This is a genomic window from Enterococcus sp. E4-150 (assembly GCF_035726465.1).
Classification (GTDB): domain Bacteria; phylum Bacillota; class Bacilli; order Lactobacillales; family Enterococcaceae; genus Enterococcus_B; species Enterococcus_B faecium.
The window spans coordinates 1-14720 of sequence record NZ_JAPRGK010000011.1 but is presented as its reverse complement, the minus strand read 5'-3'; the positions used below and the strand labels follow the sequence as shown (position 1 = coordinate 14720).

At 36.1% G+C, this 14720-nt stretch carries 19 protein-coding genes and 2 tRNA genes; 10 read left to right on the top strand and 11 right to left on the bottom strand.

The window, feature by feature from the left end; all coding sequences use genetic code 11:
• Nucleotides 1–191: 191 nt before the first annotated feature.
• The 3 genes from OZ002_RS09780 to OZ002_RS09770 all read right to left on the bottom strand — a co-directional run bounded on the left by OZ002_RS09780 (nt 192) and on the right by OZ002_RS09770 (nt 2570).
• A complete protein-coding gene (locus OZ002_RS09780) occupies nt 192–1025 on the bottom strand; it encodes an undecaprenyl-diphosphate phosphatase (RefSeq protein WP_002298973.1) in 834 nt (277 codons plus the stop codon).
• A 191-nt stretch (nt 1026–1216) separates the two neighbouring features.
• The gene (locus tag OZ002_RS09775; protein WP_123849843.1) at nt 1217–1921 is read right to left on the bottom strand and encodes a histidine phosphatase family protein; all 705 of its coding nucleotides are present in this window, start codon (nt 1919–1921) and stop codon (nt 1217–1219) included.
• Nucleotides 1922–1943: 22 nt separating this feature from the next.
• Nucleotides 1944–2570: an MBL fold metallo-hydrolase gene (locus OZ002_RS09770; RefSeq protein WP_123849842.1), complete on the bottom strand. Its 627-nt coding sequence runs from the start codon at nt 2568–2570 to the stop codon at nt 1944–1946.
• 325 nt (nt 2571–2895) lie between these two features.
• Here OZ002_RS09770 and OZ002_RS09765 point away from each other — a divergent pair, with 325 nt between their 5' ends.
• Nucleotides 2896–5271, top strand: coding sequence for an ATP-dependent DNA helicase (locus OZ002_RS09765; RefSeq protein WP_325083205.1), 2376 nt, complete (start codon nt 2896–2898; stop codon nt 5269–5271).
• A 23-nt stretch (nt 5272–5294) separates the two neighbouring features.
• Here the strand turns inward: OZ002_RS09765 and OZ002_RS09760 are convergent, their stop codons facing one another.
• Nucleotides 5295–5786, bottom strand: a complete 492-nt coding sequence (locus OZ002_RS09760) for a YajQ family cyclic di-GMP-binding protein (protein ID WP_325083203.1) — start codon at nt 5784–5786, stop codon at nt 5295–5297.
• Between the two features lie 186 nt (nt 5787–5972).
• Between OZ002_RS09760 and OZ002_RS09755 the strand changes: the two genes are divergently transcribed.
• Together OZ002_RS09755 and OZ002_RS09750 are read left to right on the top strand one after the other, a co-directional pair.
• On the top strand, nt 5973–6893 hold the full coding sequence (locus tag OZ002_RS09755; RefSeq protein WP_002289114.1) for a YitT family protein: 921 nt from the start codon (nt 5973–5975) through the stop codon (nt 6891–6893).
• A gap of 153 nt (nt 6894–7046) precedes the next feature.
• Nucleotides 7047–7391, top strand: a complete 345-nt coding sequence (locus OZ002_RS09750) for a metal-sulfur cluster assembly factor (protein WP_002289113.1) — start codon at nt 7047–7049, stop codon at nt 7389–7391.
• Between the two features lie 189 nt (nt 7392–7580).
• Here the strand turns inward: OZ002_RS09750 and OZ002_RS09745 are convergent, their stop codons facing one another.
• The gene (locus OZ002_RS09745) at nt 7581–8081 is read right to left on the bottom strand and encodes a GNAT family N-acetyltransferase (protein WP_002297227.1); all 501 of its coding nucleotides are present in this window, start codon (nt 8079–8081) and stop codon (nt 7581–7583) included.
• A gap of 528 nt (nt 8082–8609) precedes the next feature.
• On the opposite strand from OZ002_RS09745, the gene OZ002_RS09740 reads away from it, so the two are divergent.
• Nucleotides 8610–8693 (top strand) — tRNA-Leu (locus OZ002_RS09740).
• Nucleotides 8694–9064: 371 nt separating this feature from the next.
• Here OZ002_RS09740 and OZ002_RS09735 read toward each other — a convergent pair.
• Complete coding sequence (locus OZ002_RS09735) at nt 9065–9685, bottom strand: LysM peptidoglycan-binding domain-containing protein (RefSeq protein WP_156249022.1); 621 nt, start codon at nt 9683–9685, stop codon at nt 9065–9067.
• 334 nt (nt 9686–10019) lie between these two features.
• On the opposite strand from OZ002_RS09735, the gene OZ002_RS09730 reads away from it, so the two are divergent.
• The 3 genes from OZ002_RS09730 (at nt 10020) to OZ002_RS09720 (ending at nt 11129) form a co-directional block, all read left to right on the top strand.
• Complete coding sequence (locus tag OZ002_RS09730; protein WP_002292929.1) at nt 10020–10454, top strand: universal stress protein; 435 nt, start codon at nt 10020–10022, stop codon at nt 10452–10454.
• A gap of 22 nt (nt 10455–10476) precedes the next feature.
• On the top strand, nt 10477–10797 hold the full coding sequence (locus tag OZ002_RS09725; RefSeq protein WP_123839954.1) for a hypothetical protein: 321 nt from the start codon (nt 10477–10479) through the stop codon (nt 10795–10797).
• A 140-nt stretch (nt 10798–10937) separates the two neighbouring features.
• Nucleotides 10938–11129: a hypothetical protein gene (locus OZ002_RS09720; RefSeq protein WP_002296424.1), complete on the top strand. Its 192-nt coding sequence runs from the start codon at nt 10938–10940 to the stop codon at nt 11127–11129.
• Between the two features lie 70 nt (nt 11130–11199).
• Here OZ002_RS09720 and OZ002_RS09715 read toward each other — a convergent pair whose 3' ends face one another.
• A complete protein-coding gene (locus OZ002_RS09715; RefSeq protein WP_002321369.1) occupies nt 11200–11457 on the bottom strand; it encodes a glucose uptake protein in 258 nt (85 codons plus the stop codon).
• A 157-nt stretch (nt 11458–11614) separates the two neighbouring features.
• Between OZ002_RS09715 and OZ002_RS09710 the strand changes: the two genes are divergently transcribed.
• Nucleotides 11615–11878 (top strand): hypothetical protein, encoded by a 264-nt coding sequence (locus OZ002_RS09710; RefSeq protein WP_002292935.1) that lies wholly within the window; start codon nt 11615–11617, stop codon nt 11876–11878.
• A gap of 23 nt (nt 11879–11901) precedes the next feature.
• Nucleotides 11902–12090 (top strand): hypothetical protein, encoded by a 189-nt coding sequence (locus OZ002_RS09705; protein ID WP_002288067.1) that lies wholly within the window; start codon nt 11902–11904, stop codon nt 12088–12090.
• A gap of 82 nt (nt 12091–12172) precedes the next feature.
• On the opposite strand, the gene OZ002_RS09700 is transcribed toward OZ002_RS09705, so the two are convergent.
• On the bottom strand, nt 12173–12358 hold the full coding sequence (locus OZ002_RS09700) for a hypothetical protein (protein WP_002288064.1): 186 nt from the start codon (nt 12356–12358) through the stop codon (nt 12173–12175).
• Between the two features lie 214 nt (nt 12359–12572).
• Between OZ002_RS09700 and OZ002_RS09695 the strand changes: the two genes are divergently transcribed.
• Nucleotides 12573–12944, top strand: coding sequence for a YxeA family protein (locus OZ002_RS09695; RefSeq protein WP_002288062.1), 372 nt, complete (start codon nt 12573–12575; stop codon nt 12942–12944).
• 149 nt (nt 12945–13093) lie between these two features.
• On the opposite strand, the gene OZ002_RS09690 is transcribed toward OZ002_RS09695, so the two are convergent.
• From OZ002_RS09690 to OZ002_RS09680, 3 genes are all read right to left on the bottom strand, one after another.
• Nucleotides 13094–13166: transfer RNA gene (locus tag OZ002_RS09690), tRNA-Gln, on the bottom strand.
• A gap of 45 nt (nt 13167–13211) precedes the next feature.
• Entirely contained in the window at nt 13212–13640 is a 429-nt protein-coding gene (locus tag OZ002_RS09685) for a hypothetical protein (protein WP_002295776.1), read from the bottom strand.
• 59 nt (nt 13641–13699) lie between these two features.
• Entirely contained in the window at nt 13700–14458 is a 759-nt protein-coding gene (locus OZ002_RS09680) for a C39 family peptidase (RefSeq protein ID WP_156249021.1), read from the bottom strand.
• Nucleotides 14459–14720 lie beyond the last annotated feature (262 nt).

The window sequence follows — 14720 nt, the reverse complement described above, 5'->3', positions numbered from 1 at the left end:
TTAGACCTCCTTGTCAAAACAAGGATAGCATAATAAAAATGTAATTGATAATAATAACAGCTAAATGAGAACGATAATGGTTATCATTTGGTGATTAAGCTTGATGTTGTTTTTATTATTTATAATGATTGTTATTAAAGAAAATAAAAAACCAGAACATTTCTCAAATAAGAGAAGTGTTCTGGTTTTTTCTACATTGCAATAAACCAATAACCAATCAAAATGATACCAAGGATAATACGATACCAGCCAAAAGCGGTAAAGTCGTTTTTCTTCAAATAGCTTAGTAAGAATTTGATAGCTAAGACGGAAACCACAAAAGATACGAATGTTCCTACAAGAAGAACAACAGTTTCTTCCATTTTGAATGAATTCCCTTCAGCTAAATATTTGACGATCTTCAATCCGCTTGCGCCAAACATGACAGGAATCCCTAAGAAAAATGAAAACTCTGTAGCGACAAAACGCGAAGCACCAATCAAGATAGCTCCTAGGATCGTTGCGCCAGAACGGGATGTTCCGGGAACAAGTGCCAGGACTTGGAATAACCCAACAAGAAGAGCTGCTTGGTACGTAAAGTCATTCAGAGAAGTCCAACGAGGTGTTTTGTTTTTGTTGCGTTTTTCGACAATAATAAAGGCAATACCGTAAACGATCAAAACAATGGCAACTGGTAAGAACTTGTGGAAATTTGCTTCTAACCAATCATCCAAAGGCAAACCAATGATGATGGCTGGTATGCAAGCAACGATCACTTTAAACCAAAGTGTCCACGTATCTTTTTTTTCTACCGTTGATTTACTTGGAGAAAATGGGTTTAACTTGTGAAAATAAAGAACGACGACAGCCAAGATCGCCCCTAATTGGATAACGACATTGAACATCGACATAAATTGTGAACTGGCATCCAGTTTGATGAATTCATCTGCTAGGATCAAATGACCAGTACTACTGATGGGCAGCCATTCCGTTATTCCTTCAATAATACCGAGAATCACTGCTTTGATAATATTTGCAAAAAACATAAATTCCTTCCTTCCCAATTAAGATACATCTTATAGTATACCGTTATTTTTTGAGAAACCCAATCTGTTTTTTAATATTAAGAAAAACTTGAGAAATAAAGCAGATAAGTACACGAAGAGAAAAAAGAAGACAAAGCCCTCGTTCAGACTTTGCCTTTTATGATTCTCTGGTAAAAAATAAAATATCCCCATTATAGAAACGAGTCGCGACTATGTGTTTTCCCGTTATCGATATAAGACGTATCATTGATGCCGTGGATAGAAAATCGACCGTTTGCATAAGTGACCTTTGTTACGCTGCCATTTAAAAGCCCAGCACGAACAGGCTGTTTAGGATCGATCAGATTAAGCAAAAAGGCGATCGTCAAACCATGAGATACGACTAAAACATTTCCACCACCATTTTTTTCGCAGTGATGGGCGATATCTTCAAATCCTGTCCATACACGGTCTCGCAATGTTTCATAAGTTTCCGCCCACCCAGCGGTATCTAAGTTGTATACAGCATTAGCAATTTGTTCAAAAGAAACTTCTGTGGTAAACATTTCATCATATGTTTTAAAATTCAATACACGAGGGATCACACCCCACATTTCCATGTCATATCCACCTTCAAGAGACCCGAAACACCATTCTCTAATCCTTTTTTCAATAAAATAAGGAATTTCTTTTCCTTTAGAATGTTCTCCTAAAATAATACGGGCAGTTTCGATCGCACGACCACTGTCACTAGAATAAGCAAATGAAAAGTCGACATCTTTTAACCCGAGACCTAAATAATGAATGCCTTCTTGTCCTTGCTTTGTGAGGGGTGTATCACACCAGCCTTGCACTCGTTCAATTGTATTGAACATCGTTTTTCCATGTCGTACGATGTAAAGTGTAGTTTCTGTCATTTTATTCTCCTCCTAAGTCGTTTTAACGATTGAAAAAAGGATTTGTCCTTTTTTCCTGTTCAATCGTCGTTGCATCGCCATGTCCTGGATAGACTGCAAATTCATCAGGTAATACAAACAGCTGGGTCCAAATACTATGAAGTAATTGTTCTAAATTCCCTGTATACAGATCGGTTCTACCGATACTTCCTCTAAACAGGGCGTCGCCAGAAACGACAAAATCATCAAAAATAAAGCTGACGCTTCCTATAGAGTGCCCTGGGGTAGGGACGACGCGAAAAGACATGTTTCCTAAAGTATAAGTTTTCATTTCAAATTCATATTCTGCAGGCGAGACAATAACATCAGCAATATCATCATGTCTACCGAGTCCAGAAAGATTCAAAATCGGATCACCTAGCCATTTTTGCTCTAGTGGGCTGACATAAACTGGGATTTGATAATACGCACGTAAAGGTTCCACTGCACCGATATGATCGTAGTGGGTATGGGTAAGCAAAATCGCTACCGGCTGTTGGTTTGTTTTTTTGATTTCTTGTTTGATTCGTTCCGCATCTTCTCCAGGGTCAATGATCAAAAGTGCTTCTTCGTTGTAGACCAAATAACAGTTTTCTTCAATCATTCCTGTTTTTAATCTTTCGATATGCATGTGCATTCCTCCTTGATAGCCAAAACTTCTTTCATCCATTAGTATAACGCATTCATTGCTAGGAAACAAAAACAGGTACTTATTTCTCTTTACTTATCTGAATTATCAGACTATATGAAAAGTATTTGGATATTCTAAAGAGAAGGAAAGTAAGTTTTCATAGCATTTTAATATGTCCTTGTTACATTAGATTCATCCAAAAATCCAAATTCTATATCCTATATCCCTGCCTAATCAGCAGGGTGTTTTTTTATGTTTGGAAAGAGAGCTCTTTTTGCTAAACTAGGTTTTTTCAGGTAATCTTAGAGAGAAAGAGGTGGTGGAAATGATCAAACAGTCAAAAATATCTGTGCGGCACTTAGTAGAATTTATTTTGCGACGTGGAAGTATCGACAATCGTAAAAAAAGTAACCATACTGCATTAGAAGGAGCGAGAATCCACCGCAAGCTCCAAAAAGATGCGGGAGAAAACTATGAAAAAGAAGTCTTTTTAAAAACAACAGTTCAATTAGATGAATATCACCTGATCGTTGAAGGCCGTGCAGACGGTATTTTCAAAAGAGACGGTATTTATTATATAGATGAAATCAAAACCTCCGAACCACGATTTGAAGATTTAGAACCAGAACAAGTGGAACTTTTCTTTCATCAAGCAAGGGTGTATGCCTATATCTATAGTCAAGAACATGATTTACAAGAAATAAATCTGCAATTGACTTACTTTCAGACGGCAGAAGAAGTGATCACGAGAAAGGTTGAACATCAGACAAGAGAGCAGTTAGAAACTTTTTTTAAAAAGCTGACTGAAGATTATAAAGAATGGCTTGTTTTTCAAGAAAACTGGCGCACTGTACGCAATGCCTCTTTGATGGCTTTGAAATTCCCCCATGATGAGTATAGGAAAGGTCAGCGTGAACTAGCGGTAGCTGCTTATAAAACGATCCGTACGAAACAGAAATTGTTTGTAGAAGCACCTACCGGAACAGGAAAAACAATCTCTACGTTATTCCCCGCTTTGAAAGCTGTAGGGGAAGAAGAGGGAGAAAAGATCTTTTATCTAACGGCTAAAACAATAACTAGACAAGTAGCTGAAGATGCTATGACAGCATTAAAAGATACAGGAGCTGAAGTAAAAAGTGTCACTTTGACGGCGAAAGACAAGATCTGCTTTTTAGATGAGACGACCTGTAATCCAGATCAGTGCCCATATGCCAATGGTTATTACAATCGGATTAATGAAGGTTTATGGGATCTTTTGAATCATGAGAATCAGATCACTCGTGAAGTCATCGAAACTTATGCAAGAAAGCATACACTTTGTCCTTTCGAACTATCATTAGATGTCAGTATCTGGTGTGACGTAATCATTGGGGATTACAATTATTTATTTGATCCAACTGTTTATTTAAGACGTTTTTTTGAAGATGAAAAAAACGAGGACTATCTGTTTTTGATTGACGAAGCACATAATTTGGTGAATCGTTCCCGAGAGATGTATTCGGCAGAACTATCTTATGAAAAAACGAAACGAAGTAAGGAAGCTATACCAAAGGAATTCAAAAAACTTCATCGCCGTTTCAACAAACTATTAAAAGAATTTGATTCGATCCGAGAAATAGCAAAAGAAGATCATTGGGATTATCATCATCAAAAAGCACCGGCTGAATCTTTAGTAAAGGCAGGTTATCAATTAAGCGAAAAAATTAAAGAATGGCTGGCAGAATTTCCTGAGCACCCATCACAAGAACAATTGCTTCCTTATTATTTTGATTTGCTTCATTTTTTGAAGGTCAGTGAATTTTATGATGATCACTACGAAACAACAGTCGAAAAAACGTATCGCGATCTGATAGTAAAAGAGTTTTGTATTGATCCAAGCTTGTTTCTTGAGCAGTCGTTGGATAAAGGAAAAAGCAGTATTCTTTTTTCTGCTAGTTTTTCACCACTCTCTTATTATCAGGAAACACTGGGGGGACAAAAAAGTCTGGCTTACAAACTGCCGAGTCCTTTCCCAGAAGGAAACCAGCAAGTTTTCATCGCAAATTACCTAGAGACGACTTATCGAAAAAGGGAACACAGTCTGGCAAAATTAGTAGAGACGATTCATGCTTTTGCTGATGGAAAGGTCGGGAGTTATTTCGTTTTCTTTCCTTCTTATCAATATTTAGATCTTGCGGTGGAAGCATTCAGACAGCAATATCCCGACAGCAATGTGCTAATCCAAGAAACGGACATGAATGAGGAAGAACGCGAACGATTTTTAACAAAATTTCAAACAAATCCCGCTGAAACATTGATTGGATTTTGCGTACTTGGCGGGATTTTTTCAGAAGGAATCGATTTGAGAGGAGACCGATTGATCGGCAGTATGATCGTAGGTGTAGGTTTGCCGCAGATGAATCATGAGCAGGAACTGATCAAATCATATTATGATGAGAAGGAACACCTTGGATTTGCTTACGCTTATCAGCTTCCTGGAATGAACAAAGTCTTGCAAGCTGGTGGTCGAGTGATTCGTGGCATGGCGGATCAAGGAATTGTTGTATTGGCAGATCAACGATTTTCTAGTTTTTCTTATCGACGTTTATTCCCACAACATTGGCAAACAGCAAGAGAAGTACGAAGTGTTGGGGAATTGGAAGAAGGAATACAGCGTTTTTGGTTATCAAAAGAAGCAGTAAATCAAAAAAACGAGGAATGACAGACGTCAGCCTCGTTTTTTGATTAACGATAGTTAGTGAATTGCAACTCGATTGGTAAGTCAAGTTTACGTAATAAAGCAATTACAGCTTGTAGATCATCACGGTTCTTACCTGTCACTCTAATCTGATCTTCTTGGATTTGTGCTTTTGCTTTCAGTTTTTCATTTTTGATAGCTGTAGTGATTTTCTTCGCGTTTTCACGATCGATTCCGTTGACCAAATCGGCAGTTTGTCGAGCTTTGCCACCTAGAGCGTGTTCTGATTCGGAAAAATGGATATTTTTGATTGGCACATTTCTTTTGATCAGCTTACCAAATAATACATCTTTGATCTGTTCGATTTTGAAATCATCATCGCTCAATACAACTAGATTGCTGTTCTCTAATTTGATTTCTACTGTAGAATCCTTGAAGTCAAAGCGATTGGACAATTCTTTTGTTGTTTGCTGAATCGCATTTTTTACTTCTTCTGTATTGACTTCTGATACAATGTCGAAGCTAGCATCTTTTGCCATAGGAACCCTCCTGATATACATATAAATATTTACCATACATCTATCTTATCATAGGATTAGGGCAGATTCTTACCTGTTTGCTAAAATTCTTCTCATTTGAGTTCGAAGTATTTTATTTTAATAGATAAACTGTTATTCTTACATTTGGAATACCAAAGTAGGGGAGAGGTGCTTGTGAGTAAAATTATGACTGCGTATCATAAAAATGAAAGATTAAAGAAAATAGTGGTTATTTTGATAACCGGATTGACCGCTGCGGTCGCTTTAAATTATTTTTTGATTCCAGCCAATGTCTTTTCTGCAGGGATGAATGGGATCGCTCAAATCATTTCCTCGCTTTTATATGAATGGTTTCATATCAAGATAGACACAGGAACATTTATTTTTCTTTTGAATATCCCTGTGTTTGTATTAGGGTTTCTCAAAGTAGGAAAACGAGCAACGATCCTTAGTTTTGTGAATGTTGTATGTGTATCGGTGATGACGATGCTGCTTCCAGTCGGACAGATCACTGATAATATTTTGATGAATGCCCTAGTAGGCGGTGTTTTATTAGGTCTTGGCGTAGGATTATCTTTAAAAATGGGCTTTACAACTGGTGGGATGGATATCATCTCTCTTGTACTTTCACAAACAACTGGAAAAACAGTCGGAAATTACATGCTGATTCTAAATGGTATCATTGTAGTCATCGCAGGCTTCTTCTTTAACTGGGAAAGTGCCTTGTATACGATTATTTCCATTTATGCAATGACTCAAGTAATTGATGCCATCCACACGAGTCATCAAAAAGTAACAGCAATGATCGTTACCGTCAAGCCAGAAGAGGTAACAGAAGAACTAGCAAAACGGATGGTACGTGGAATGACATTACTGCCGTCTGTCGGTGGCTATTCAAAAAAGCAAGGGAACATGATCATGATGGTCATCACCCGCTACGAAATGTATGATCTTGATCAGATCGTTCATGAAATCGACGACGATGCATTTATCAATATTTTACCAACTCATTCAGTATTTGGCCGGTTTGCAAATGAAAACGAACAAAAAATGTATCGAACAACTGGCGTATTGCCAGAAATAAAAAATCGTTCACAAAAAAAATGAGGAATCAGGTTTATTTTAGAATAAATTTAATCTATTACATCTAATAAGAACATTTTTATAAATTTAAACGAGAATCTTCCTTCTAAATTCTCATTTACAAGCAGCTAAAAAAAGAGTATGATAAATAAAAATCGTGTTAAGGAGTGTCGTACGATGAGCGAAGCAAACCAAGAACGGTCTGGACAAGAAATAGAACTAATCAAAGAACGTATTCTTGCTGCCTTGGAAATGGTGATTGATCCTGAATTAGGAATCGACATCGTCAATTTAGGCTTGATTTATGATATAGAATTCAATCCTGAAAATGGAGAAACAGTCATTAAGATGACTTTAACAACTATGGGCTGTCCATTAGCAGATATTTTAACAGAATCTATCCATGACGCATTAAAAGAAGTGCCAGAAGTAACGAAAGCAGAAGTCAAACTAGTCTGGTATCCAGCATGGACGACAGATAAGATGAGCCGTTATGCACGGATTGCGTTGGGGATACGATAGAAATCTTGGCTGACTAGCTATGAGGAGCAAATAGGAAAAACAAAAAAGCCTTTTATCCTTTCTAGAAGAAAAGAGATAAAAGGTTTCTTTGTTTATAAAATTTTGTCTGCTATATTATAAGTTAATTAAATAAATGTGTTCTATTGATAAAGGACATTCAAATCCCTTTCCTTTTGGAATCCTTCTTTTTTACATCAGTTTGATTTTCGTATAGTATTCTTTCTCATCTTCACGATAAATCGCAGCCCCATTTTTTTGTTGTGCTTTAAGACTGCCAAGATTTTTTTTATTTACAGACAAAAGTGCCTCATCAATGCCGATTTTTTTTGCCTCTTGTAGTACTAATGCTAATCCTTGTGTGGCATATCCTTTTTTACGATAATTAGGGGAGATGCCGTAACCAATATGGCCAGCGCCGTTTCTTAATGTTTCGTTCAGTTTATGGCGCAAATTAAAAATTCCTACATACTCATGTTCATCACTTTCTAAAATAAAGACGGTTGCGGGAACGTAACTCTCAGGAAGATCGATTCCTAAAGACGTTTTTTCGCATTTTTTTACATAATCTAAAAATTCAGCAAATGTATAGCCATAAGCATTGTTGATAAATCCACTCTCATTTGGTCCAAAGCTAGTTTGTAGCTGATAAGCTTTCTTTAAATCTGCTTCCCATAGTTTGATCAGTTTCATCGTATTCACCTCTTTAAGTAACCTTATTCATTTGTTTTCTACTATAGCACTATTGTTGTAAATAGCCATGCCTATTTTTATTTATTGTGTCATATCGTATTAAGAATCATCGAACAATACAAATATGAATTACAATAAAAAAATTATTTGAAGTTCGTTTATTCGTTACTTATGATCTCTAGAAGAAAGAAAACGTGAATTACTTCAGCGTCTAGAATTCCAGAAGGATAGTAACCAACAGAAGAAATAATCAATATCCAAATGAAAGAAGATAGCTGAATCGAGAAAAAGAGGAAAAAAGAAATGAAGAAAAAAAATAAAATAGTTACTAATCCCAGAGTCGTTCGTTTAACATTGAAATCGATCATATGGATAAAACAGATTTTTTCACCAACCCTCAATAGATGATGGAGTTGCTCGGATGAATTATTTGTGTAGATGGCATAAGGGAGGGCGTACAGAAATGAAAAAGAACAAAAATATGTTCTTGACAAAAAACACATGTAATCCTAAACTAAAAGATGTGATGCGGCTATGGCGGAATTGGCAGACGCGCTAGCTTCAGGCGCTAGTGAGGGTGACCTCGTGGAAGTTCGAGTCTTCTTAGCCGCATAATTTGTTTTTTTGAGAAGGAAAAAAGATATCGACGGAGTTTCTCTGTTGATATCTTTTTTTATAAAGAGAAGGTACACCTGGAGCGATGAGAAAGAAAATAACATATTATCTAAAAGAATATAGGAAAAATTTTAAACAACGGAACCAGATTCAAATAAATCAAAAAAATTTGTGTGAAGGTGGGACAGTTTAAAACCTAATAGATTGATTCAAATAGTAGATTTATAGATTCTTATACAAGAAATACTGGCAAACGATAGTTAAGGAATAAAGACTAAACTTAAACTCAAAAAGAGGTCATGCGAAAGAATAAATCGCATGACCTCTTACTATGTTTTGAATGTGTTTAAACGTTCAAATAATGAATCTTAGTACCAACCGTTTGCTTCCCAGAATGCTTTCGCCGCTTCCCAAGAACCATAACGTGAAGCAACATATTGTTCTGCCACTTTTTCTTGGTTCGCAGCAGAGTAGTCACCATTTAAGTAAGAAGAATCTAGTTGGTAACGGCCGATGTAACGTCCGTTCGTTGCTGTGTAAGAACCGCTTGATTCTTTTTGTGCGATCCATTCTTTTGCAGAGCTTGTGCTTGCTGGAGTAGCAGTAGTTTCTGTTACAGCAGGAGCAGCTTGTGTTTCAGCAACAGGCGCTGCTTGTGTTTCCGTTTGAACCGTTTCTTGTACAACAGGTTGTTCAGCTTGAACAGGTTCAGCTTGGACTGGTGCTTCTTGAACGGCTGCTTGTGCAGAGCCTTCTGTTGGGATTGTTAATTGTTGTCCTGAGTAAATCAGGTTAATATCAGAAATTGAATTTGATTCTGCAATGGCATTGATCAAGGAGTTATCACCAACGTATTTTTGAGAAATCGCTGATAGAGTATCACCTGATTGAACGGTATAAGCTTCGTCCGCATGAGCAGTCGTTCCCATGAAGAATGCAGCGCCGGCAGCCAAAGTTGTTCCAAAAAGTAAAGTTTTAAGTGATGTCATGAAAAATCTCCTTTATTCGTTAAAAAGTTTTATTTGTTGTGTTCAACGAGGAATACTTTAACACGTGAAAATATTTCATAGGTAAAAGAAGCATGACAATTTATGACAAATCCACGTTTTTTGTAACAGAATGATGTTCGCTCGATGTGAAAAATGATGAGGAATTTCACATAATGCAGTAATAATGGGATTAGAACAGGTGTTCTGATGAGAAAAGAAATGTATAAATAACTCGAAAGAAATTGCTTTTGTTCATCATTTTATTTACATATTGCGTATATTTTTTGTATTTTTGCTTGAGATGTTACAATAAAAGAAAAAGGAGGCGGTTCCAATGAGTAAAAGATACCAGAACATCATGGTAGCAGTTGACGGATCAAGACAATCGATCAAAGCGTTCGCTGAAGCCCTTGACTTAGCAAAGGACAATGAAGCCCACTTATTTATCGTGTCAATCATCAACAAAGTTGAGCTGACCCATAGTGCCTATGCCTTTTCAAAAATCTATGCAGATGAAAAACAAAGAACAGAAGTAGCCATGCTGAAAAAAATCAATGATGCCAAAGAGTTCGGCATTGCTGAGATCCACGCAATAGTTGAAACTGGAGATCCAAGAAATTTGATTGCCAATGTCATCCCTGGACAAGAAAATATTGATTTGATCGTTATGGGAGCGACAGGAAAAGGTGCTATACAACAAGCATTAGTTGGATCGACCGCTTCTTATGTCGTATCACATGCCCCTTGCAGTGTGTTGGTCGTGAAGTAATGAGATAAGGGAGGAATAGAAAATGGTTCGTCCTCAAGAAGTCCGTGCGCCAAAAGAAAAAATAGAAATTTTAGCAATTATTGAAGACGGCACACAAACAAAAAAGGGATACTCGATCGCTTTAGTAAAGTGGAAAGGAAAAAAAGGTGTTGCTCTGAGATGGGATGGAGATAACCAAAAAGATAAAGGATTCCCTGTCACAGCTAACGGTTATCATCCAGCGTGGTTTGTTCTGCCTGATAAATTTATGGAATTATACAGCTATGATTATGCAAGAGCCGCAGCATCAATCAAAGCATTAGATAAATTAACAGAAGAGCAGAATGAAATGGAGGAAAAATAAAAAAGACGAACCAATCAGCCTTTAGAAAACTGATTAGTTCGAGGAGTAAAAATGAAAAAAGGTTATTTGGGATGAAACTAGAATAATGCGTATAACTTAAATAAAACTTAAAGCAATAAAATGGCAAGAGGGTGAGGCAAATGGAAGCAGGAAAAGTATTACAGGAAGTAAAAGCACTATGTGCAGATAAAAAATATGAAGAAGCGAAAAGCCTGATCGAAAAGAACAAAGAAAATTTGGAAGAAAAGTACCCGATCGCACAAGAATTTATAGAATTAAAACAAGGAACGATCCTTCACCGATTCAAACATTTTTTTGGTATAACAGAATAGAAAAAACGATTAAAGATCGGCAGAAATTTGCTGCATCTTTAATCGTTTTCTTTTTAAACATGCGAGGGATTCAATTCTGATTCTTATATAAAAAATAGATCCAAATAATAAGAAAAATTACTGAAAGCGTCAATTCGATGATGTGTGTTATTAATACAGACGTTGTTTCCCAATGCCTAAAAGAAAAAATTTGATAAGTAAAATATACAGCAGGTAAAGAGGCCAGTAAAACTGAAAACTTCTTTTTTGTCCATTTTATGTAATAGAAAAGAATGCTTATCATAATAAAAAAAGGAATATAAAAAACAAATTGACCGATCGCGATCATACTATTGCCTCCAATAAATAAAGTCCATGATACAAAATAACACTTTGTGCGAAATGGCGCAAGCAGTTTTGTGGATTTATCCGGTAAAATCTGTATCGATTTTGAAATTAGAGGAGAAACTTGCTATAATCAAAGTGAAAGAAGGAGTGGGATTTTCATGGATCATGTAGTGTTAGAAATCGATTTGCATTTAATCAATAATATTCGGGTGATTTACTATGTTGTAAGTAACAGTGTCGAACAACGTGTACTGACGAATAAAATAAATGGTATTTTAGCAAAGAAAGACGTTCACCGATTCAATAATGGTGAAGGAAGTTATTATAGTATCCCAGTAGAAAAAATTATTTATACGACAGTCAAAGTCAGAGAAGATCTAGATACCAAAAAAGCATATGAACCTATTTTTACAACTTATTGATTGACAGCAGATGGAGGAAAAAAATGAATCCATATGAACAACTTATTCAAGATTTGATCGATGGAAAAATCGAAAAGATCGATGTAAAAAGAGAAGAATTAATGGCTTTTCGAGAAGCGTGGCTGAAGTTGGAGAATCGTAAATATGTGGTGGGAAAAGCCTCACTGAACGGCAATGTGACTTATCATTACGATCCGACACGTTTATTTTAGTATGAAGTATTCAGAAAAGAACCAAAGGAGGACGATGCAGCAGCATTATCCTCCTTTGATTTTACAAAAGTGAAAGTTTTACTTATTTGAATAGATTTTTAAATTTGTTTTTGACACTGTCGATATTTACATCTTTTAAAAGATTTTGGGCTTTCTCTTTATAAGGTCCTAATTGTTCTTTATGTTCTTCGATAAATCGTTTTGCGCCATCGAAATTGCCGTTCTTAATCATTTCCTTGACTTTTTGAAATAATTCTTCTTGATTCATTTTGAACACATCCTTTGCTATCAACATGATTTTTTACATGGACAAAACGAGAAAAACTGATTTATCCACACGTCAATAATATCAAATAACGATCATTTTTACTAAAAAAACACTCGATTCTCGCTTCTAAAGTAGGAGAAAAATCTCCAACTTGGGACGGATGGAATTTCTTTAACTGACCCATATACTGAATATATAACAAGGAGGTAGAAAGATGAAAGTGATTAAATATTTGATTGGACTGGCGGCGATTAGTGGTATTTTGCTATTTGGACTGAAATATTATACTGAAGGAAGTTATGGAGAAATCCCTGGTATACTTGATCAGCTAAATCCATTAGTTGAAAAAGGAGAGGTCTATGTAAAGACACAAAAACCAGAGGAAGTAAATGAATATGGTACAGCAAGGTATGTGCAGAAAGCTGCTGATGCCAATGGGAAAGAACGAACGGTTGAATTTAATGGTCTTTCTGTGTTAAAAGAAAATCATTATTTGAAAATTAGCAATAAAGGAGCACACATAGAAACGTATGAGGAAGTTCCTAGAGAAAAAGTTCCGGAGAAAGCATTAGCAATTATTGGGTAAATCAGTTTTTGTATTAAGAATACGCCCGATTTTATTATTCATAATTTAATTATGTAAACTAAATAGAAGTAGTAAAAATAATACAATAATCCCCCTGCAAAAAGATTGTTCTTTTACAGGGGGTTCATTTTTTCAGCAAGCACATCAAATTGGGATGGCAGGGTTCGAACCTACAATTGCTTGATTCAGAGTCAAGTGCCTTACCAGTTTGGCTACATCCCATTTATTCAACAAAATAATCATAGCACTTTCCTAAAAAAACGCAAGTTATTTTTCTTGATCGGATAGTTGTTGCTTTACTCGTAAAAGGCGGCGTACTAGTTTCTTTTCTAATCCAGCAGGAAGGGCAATCAGTTCTGCTACTGACAAGACGGTGTCCAGTAACTGATATTCTTTGACAGGTTCATTCATAATATGATAAATGTTTGCTAAACGTTCAATATATTCAAAGCGAGTATACTCTGTTCGAGCAATCAGAAATTTCAATAAATCGGTGGCTTTCTCGTACTCTTGATCTGCGTAATAAACAAGAGATTGACGATACAATTTGATTTCCAGTTCATTGAGGGTAGCAGGTCTGCGACGCTCGTTCCACTCATTAATAGAGACTTTACCTTGAACATTTCCCTTGCAGTCACGGACAAAAATAATCGGAATTTCATTTGGATCCATTTTTTTATGTGTGAATTTTTCCATTATCTACGCTCCCTTCAAAGGTTTGGTATCTTGAGTATAAGGGATTTTTGTTTGAATTACTAGCTTTTCTCCAAAGTTAGCATCTGTCCACCCATTGCAGTGAAAATCGCCGAAAAATCGTTGATCGGTACTGCTCGATTTTTTACACCATAGGGATCGTTGACATAAATATTTTCTTTGTCATATCCAGTGACTACACAAGCATGAACAAGAGGAGTGACTCTTACTTCTCCATTATTTGTGGTCCAAGTCATAAAATCAGTTTCATCTGGGACTTCAAAATTGATAGTCACAGAAGTCCAGACAGGATTTCCTTTAGATAGTGCTTTTTTGATATCATCGAGTTGAGCATCGGTTTTTGGAAAAGTGTGATAATCCGTTTGGACGATTTGCTGAGCAAGGGAGGCAACTGGGGGAACATAGACGCCCATAGCCCAGTCTCCGCCACTGATATCACCAACAAATCCTTCATTAGGATCGCCATGAGTCCCATCTGCATTGAAAACAGGGATGTAATCCAATTGCTCAGCTAACTGGTTTTTAGTTGTTTCATAACCATAAAAAGATAAAAGCATAGAAAGCGAAGTGACTTCACAGCCATTTTCTAAAGAAGGAGAATCAAACTGGCTCTCTAATGGAACATCTAGTAAAACTTCTGCTTTCTCTTTTGTCTTTTTTGTTTTTTGTGTTGAACTTTTTTGTGCAGTGTTCATTGTATGTTCTGGAGAATGGATATGTAGGTAATAACTTGTACCGCTTAATAAAAGAGCAGCTGTGCCCCCTAGAAACACTAGTTTTTTGAACGTTTTTTTCTTCATTTGAAATCTCCCTTTTCAGCTGTTTATCTTTCCTATTATAAATGTATTTTTATTGGAAATGGAAGTATTATATTTTAATATGTAGGAAATAATTAGTTTTTAAGGAATATGTTTTAATTTTTTGAAAAAAATTCTTCGATAAAGTCCATATAATTGTGTAAAAGATAAAAGGCCATGTAACAGCCCTTTTACGGTACAATGTTTTTAACCACAAAAACATACCCAGGAGGACGTTACATGACCCAAGTACATTTTACACTGA

Bases quoted from the DNA above. Each gene is read 5' to 3' on its own strand.
- OZ002_RS09695 (WP_002288062.1), top strand. From the start codon at position 12,573: ATGAAAGTGATTAAATATTTGATTGGACTGGCGGCGATTAGTGGTATT.
- OZ002_RS09715 (WP_002321369.1), bottom strand. From the start codon at position 11,457: ATGATCGCGATCGGTCAATTTGTTTTTTATATTCCTTTTTTTATTATG.
- OZ002_RS09720 (WP_002296424.1), top strand. From the start codon at position 10,938: ATGGAAGCAGGAAAAGTATTACAGGAAGTAAAAGCACTATGTGCAGAT.
- OZ002_RS09760 (WP_325083203.1), bottom strand. From the start codon at position 5,786: ATGGCAAAAGATGCTAGCTTCGACATTGTATCAGAAGTCAATACAGAA.
- OZ002_RS09730 (WP_002292929.1), top strand. From the start codon at position 10,020: ATGAGTAAAAGATACCAGAACATCATGGTAGCAGTTGACGGATCAAGA.
- OZ002_RS09725 (WP_123839954.1), top strand. From the start codon at position 10,477: ATGGTTCGTCCTCAAGAAGTCCGTGCGCCAAAAGAAAAAATAGAAATT.
- OZ002_RS09680 (WP_156249021.1), bottom strand. From the start codon at position 14,458: ATGAAGAAAAAAACGTTCAAAAAACTAGTGTTTCTAGGGGGCACAGCT.
- OZ002_RS09770 (WP_123849842.1), bottom strand. From the start codon at position 2,570: ATGCATATCGAAAGATTAAAAACAGGAATGATTGAAGAAAACTGTTAT.
- OZ002_RS09710 (WP_002292935.1), top strand. From the start codon at position 11,615: ATGGATCATGTAGTGTTAGAAATCGATTTGCATTTAATCAATAATATT.
- OZ002_RS09755 (WP_002289114.1), top strand. From the start codon at position 5,973: ATGACTGCGTATCATAAAAATGAAAGATTAAAGAAAATAGTGGTTATT.
- OZ002_RS09745 (WP_002297227.1), bottom strand. From the start codon at position 8,081: ATGAAACTGATCAAACTATGGGAAGCAGATTTAAAGAAAGCTTATCAG.
- OZ002_RS09780 (WP_002298973.1), bottom strand. From the start codon at position 1,025: ATGTTTTTTGCAAATATTATCAAAGCAGTGATTCTCGGTATTATTGAA.
- OZ002_RS09735 (WP_156249022.1), bottom strand. From the start codon at position 9,685: ATGACATCACTTAAAACTTTACTTTTTGGAACAACTTTGGCTGCCGGC.
- OZ002_RS09705 (WP_002288067.1), top strand. From the start codon at position 11,902: ATGAATCCATATGAACAACTTATTCAAGATTTGATCGATGGAAAAATC.
- OZ002_RS09700 (WP_002288064.1), bottom strand. From the start codon at position 12,358: ATGAATCAAGAAGAATTATTTCAAAAAGTCAAGGAAATGATTAAGAAC.
- OZ002_RS09765 (WP_325083205.1), top strand. From the start codon at position 2,896: ATGATCAAACAGTCAAAAATATCTGTGCGGCACTTAGTAGAATTTATT.
- OZ002_RS09750 (WP_002289113.1), top strand. From the start codon at position 7,047: ATGAGCGAAGCAAACCAAGAACGGTCTGGACAAGAAATAGAACTAATC.
- OZ002_RS09685 (WP_002295776.1), bottom strand. From the start codon at position 13,640: ATGGAAAAATTCACACATAAAAAAATGGATCCAAATGAAATTCCGATT.
- OZ002_RS09775 (WP_123849843.1), bottom strand. From the start codon at position 1,921: ATGACAGAAACTACACTTTACATCGTACGACATGGAAAAACGATGTTC.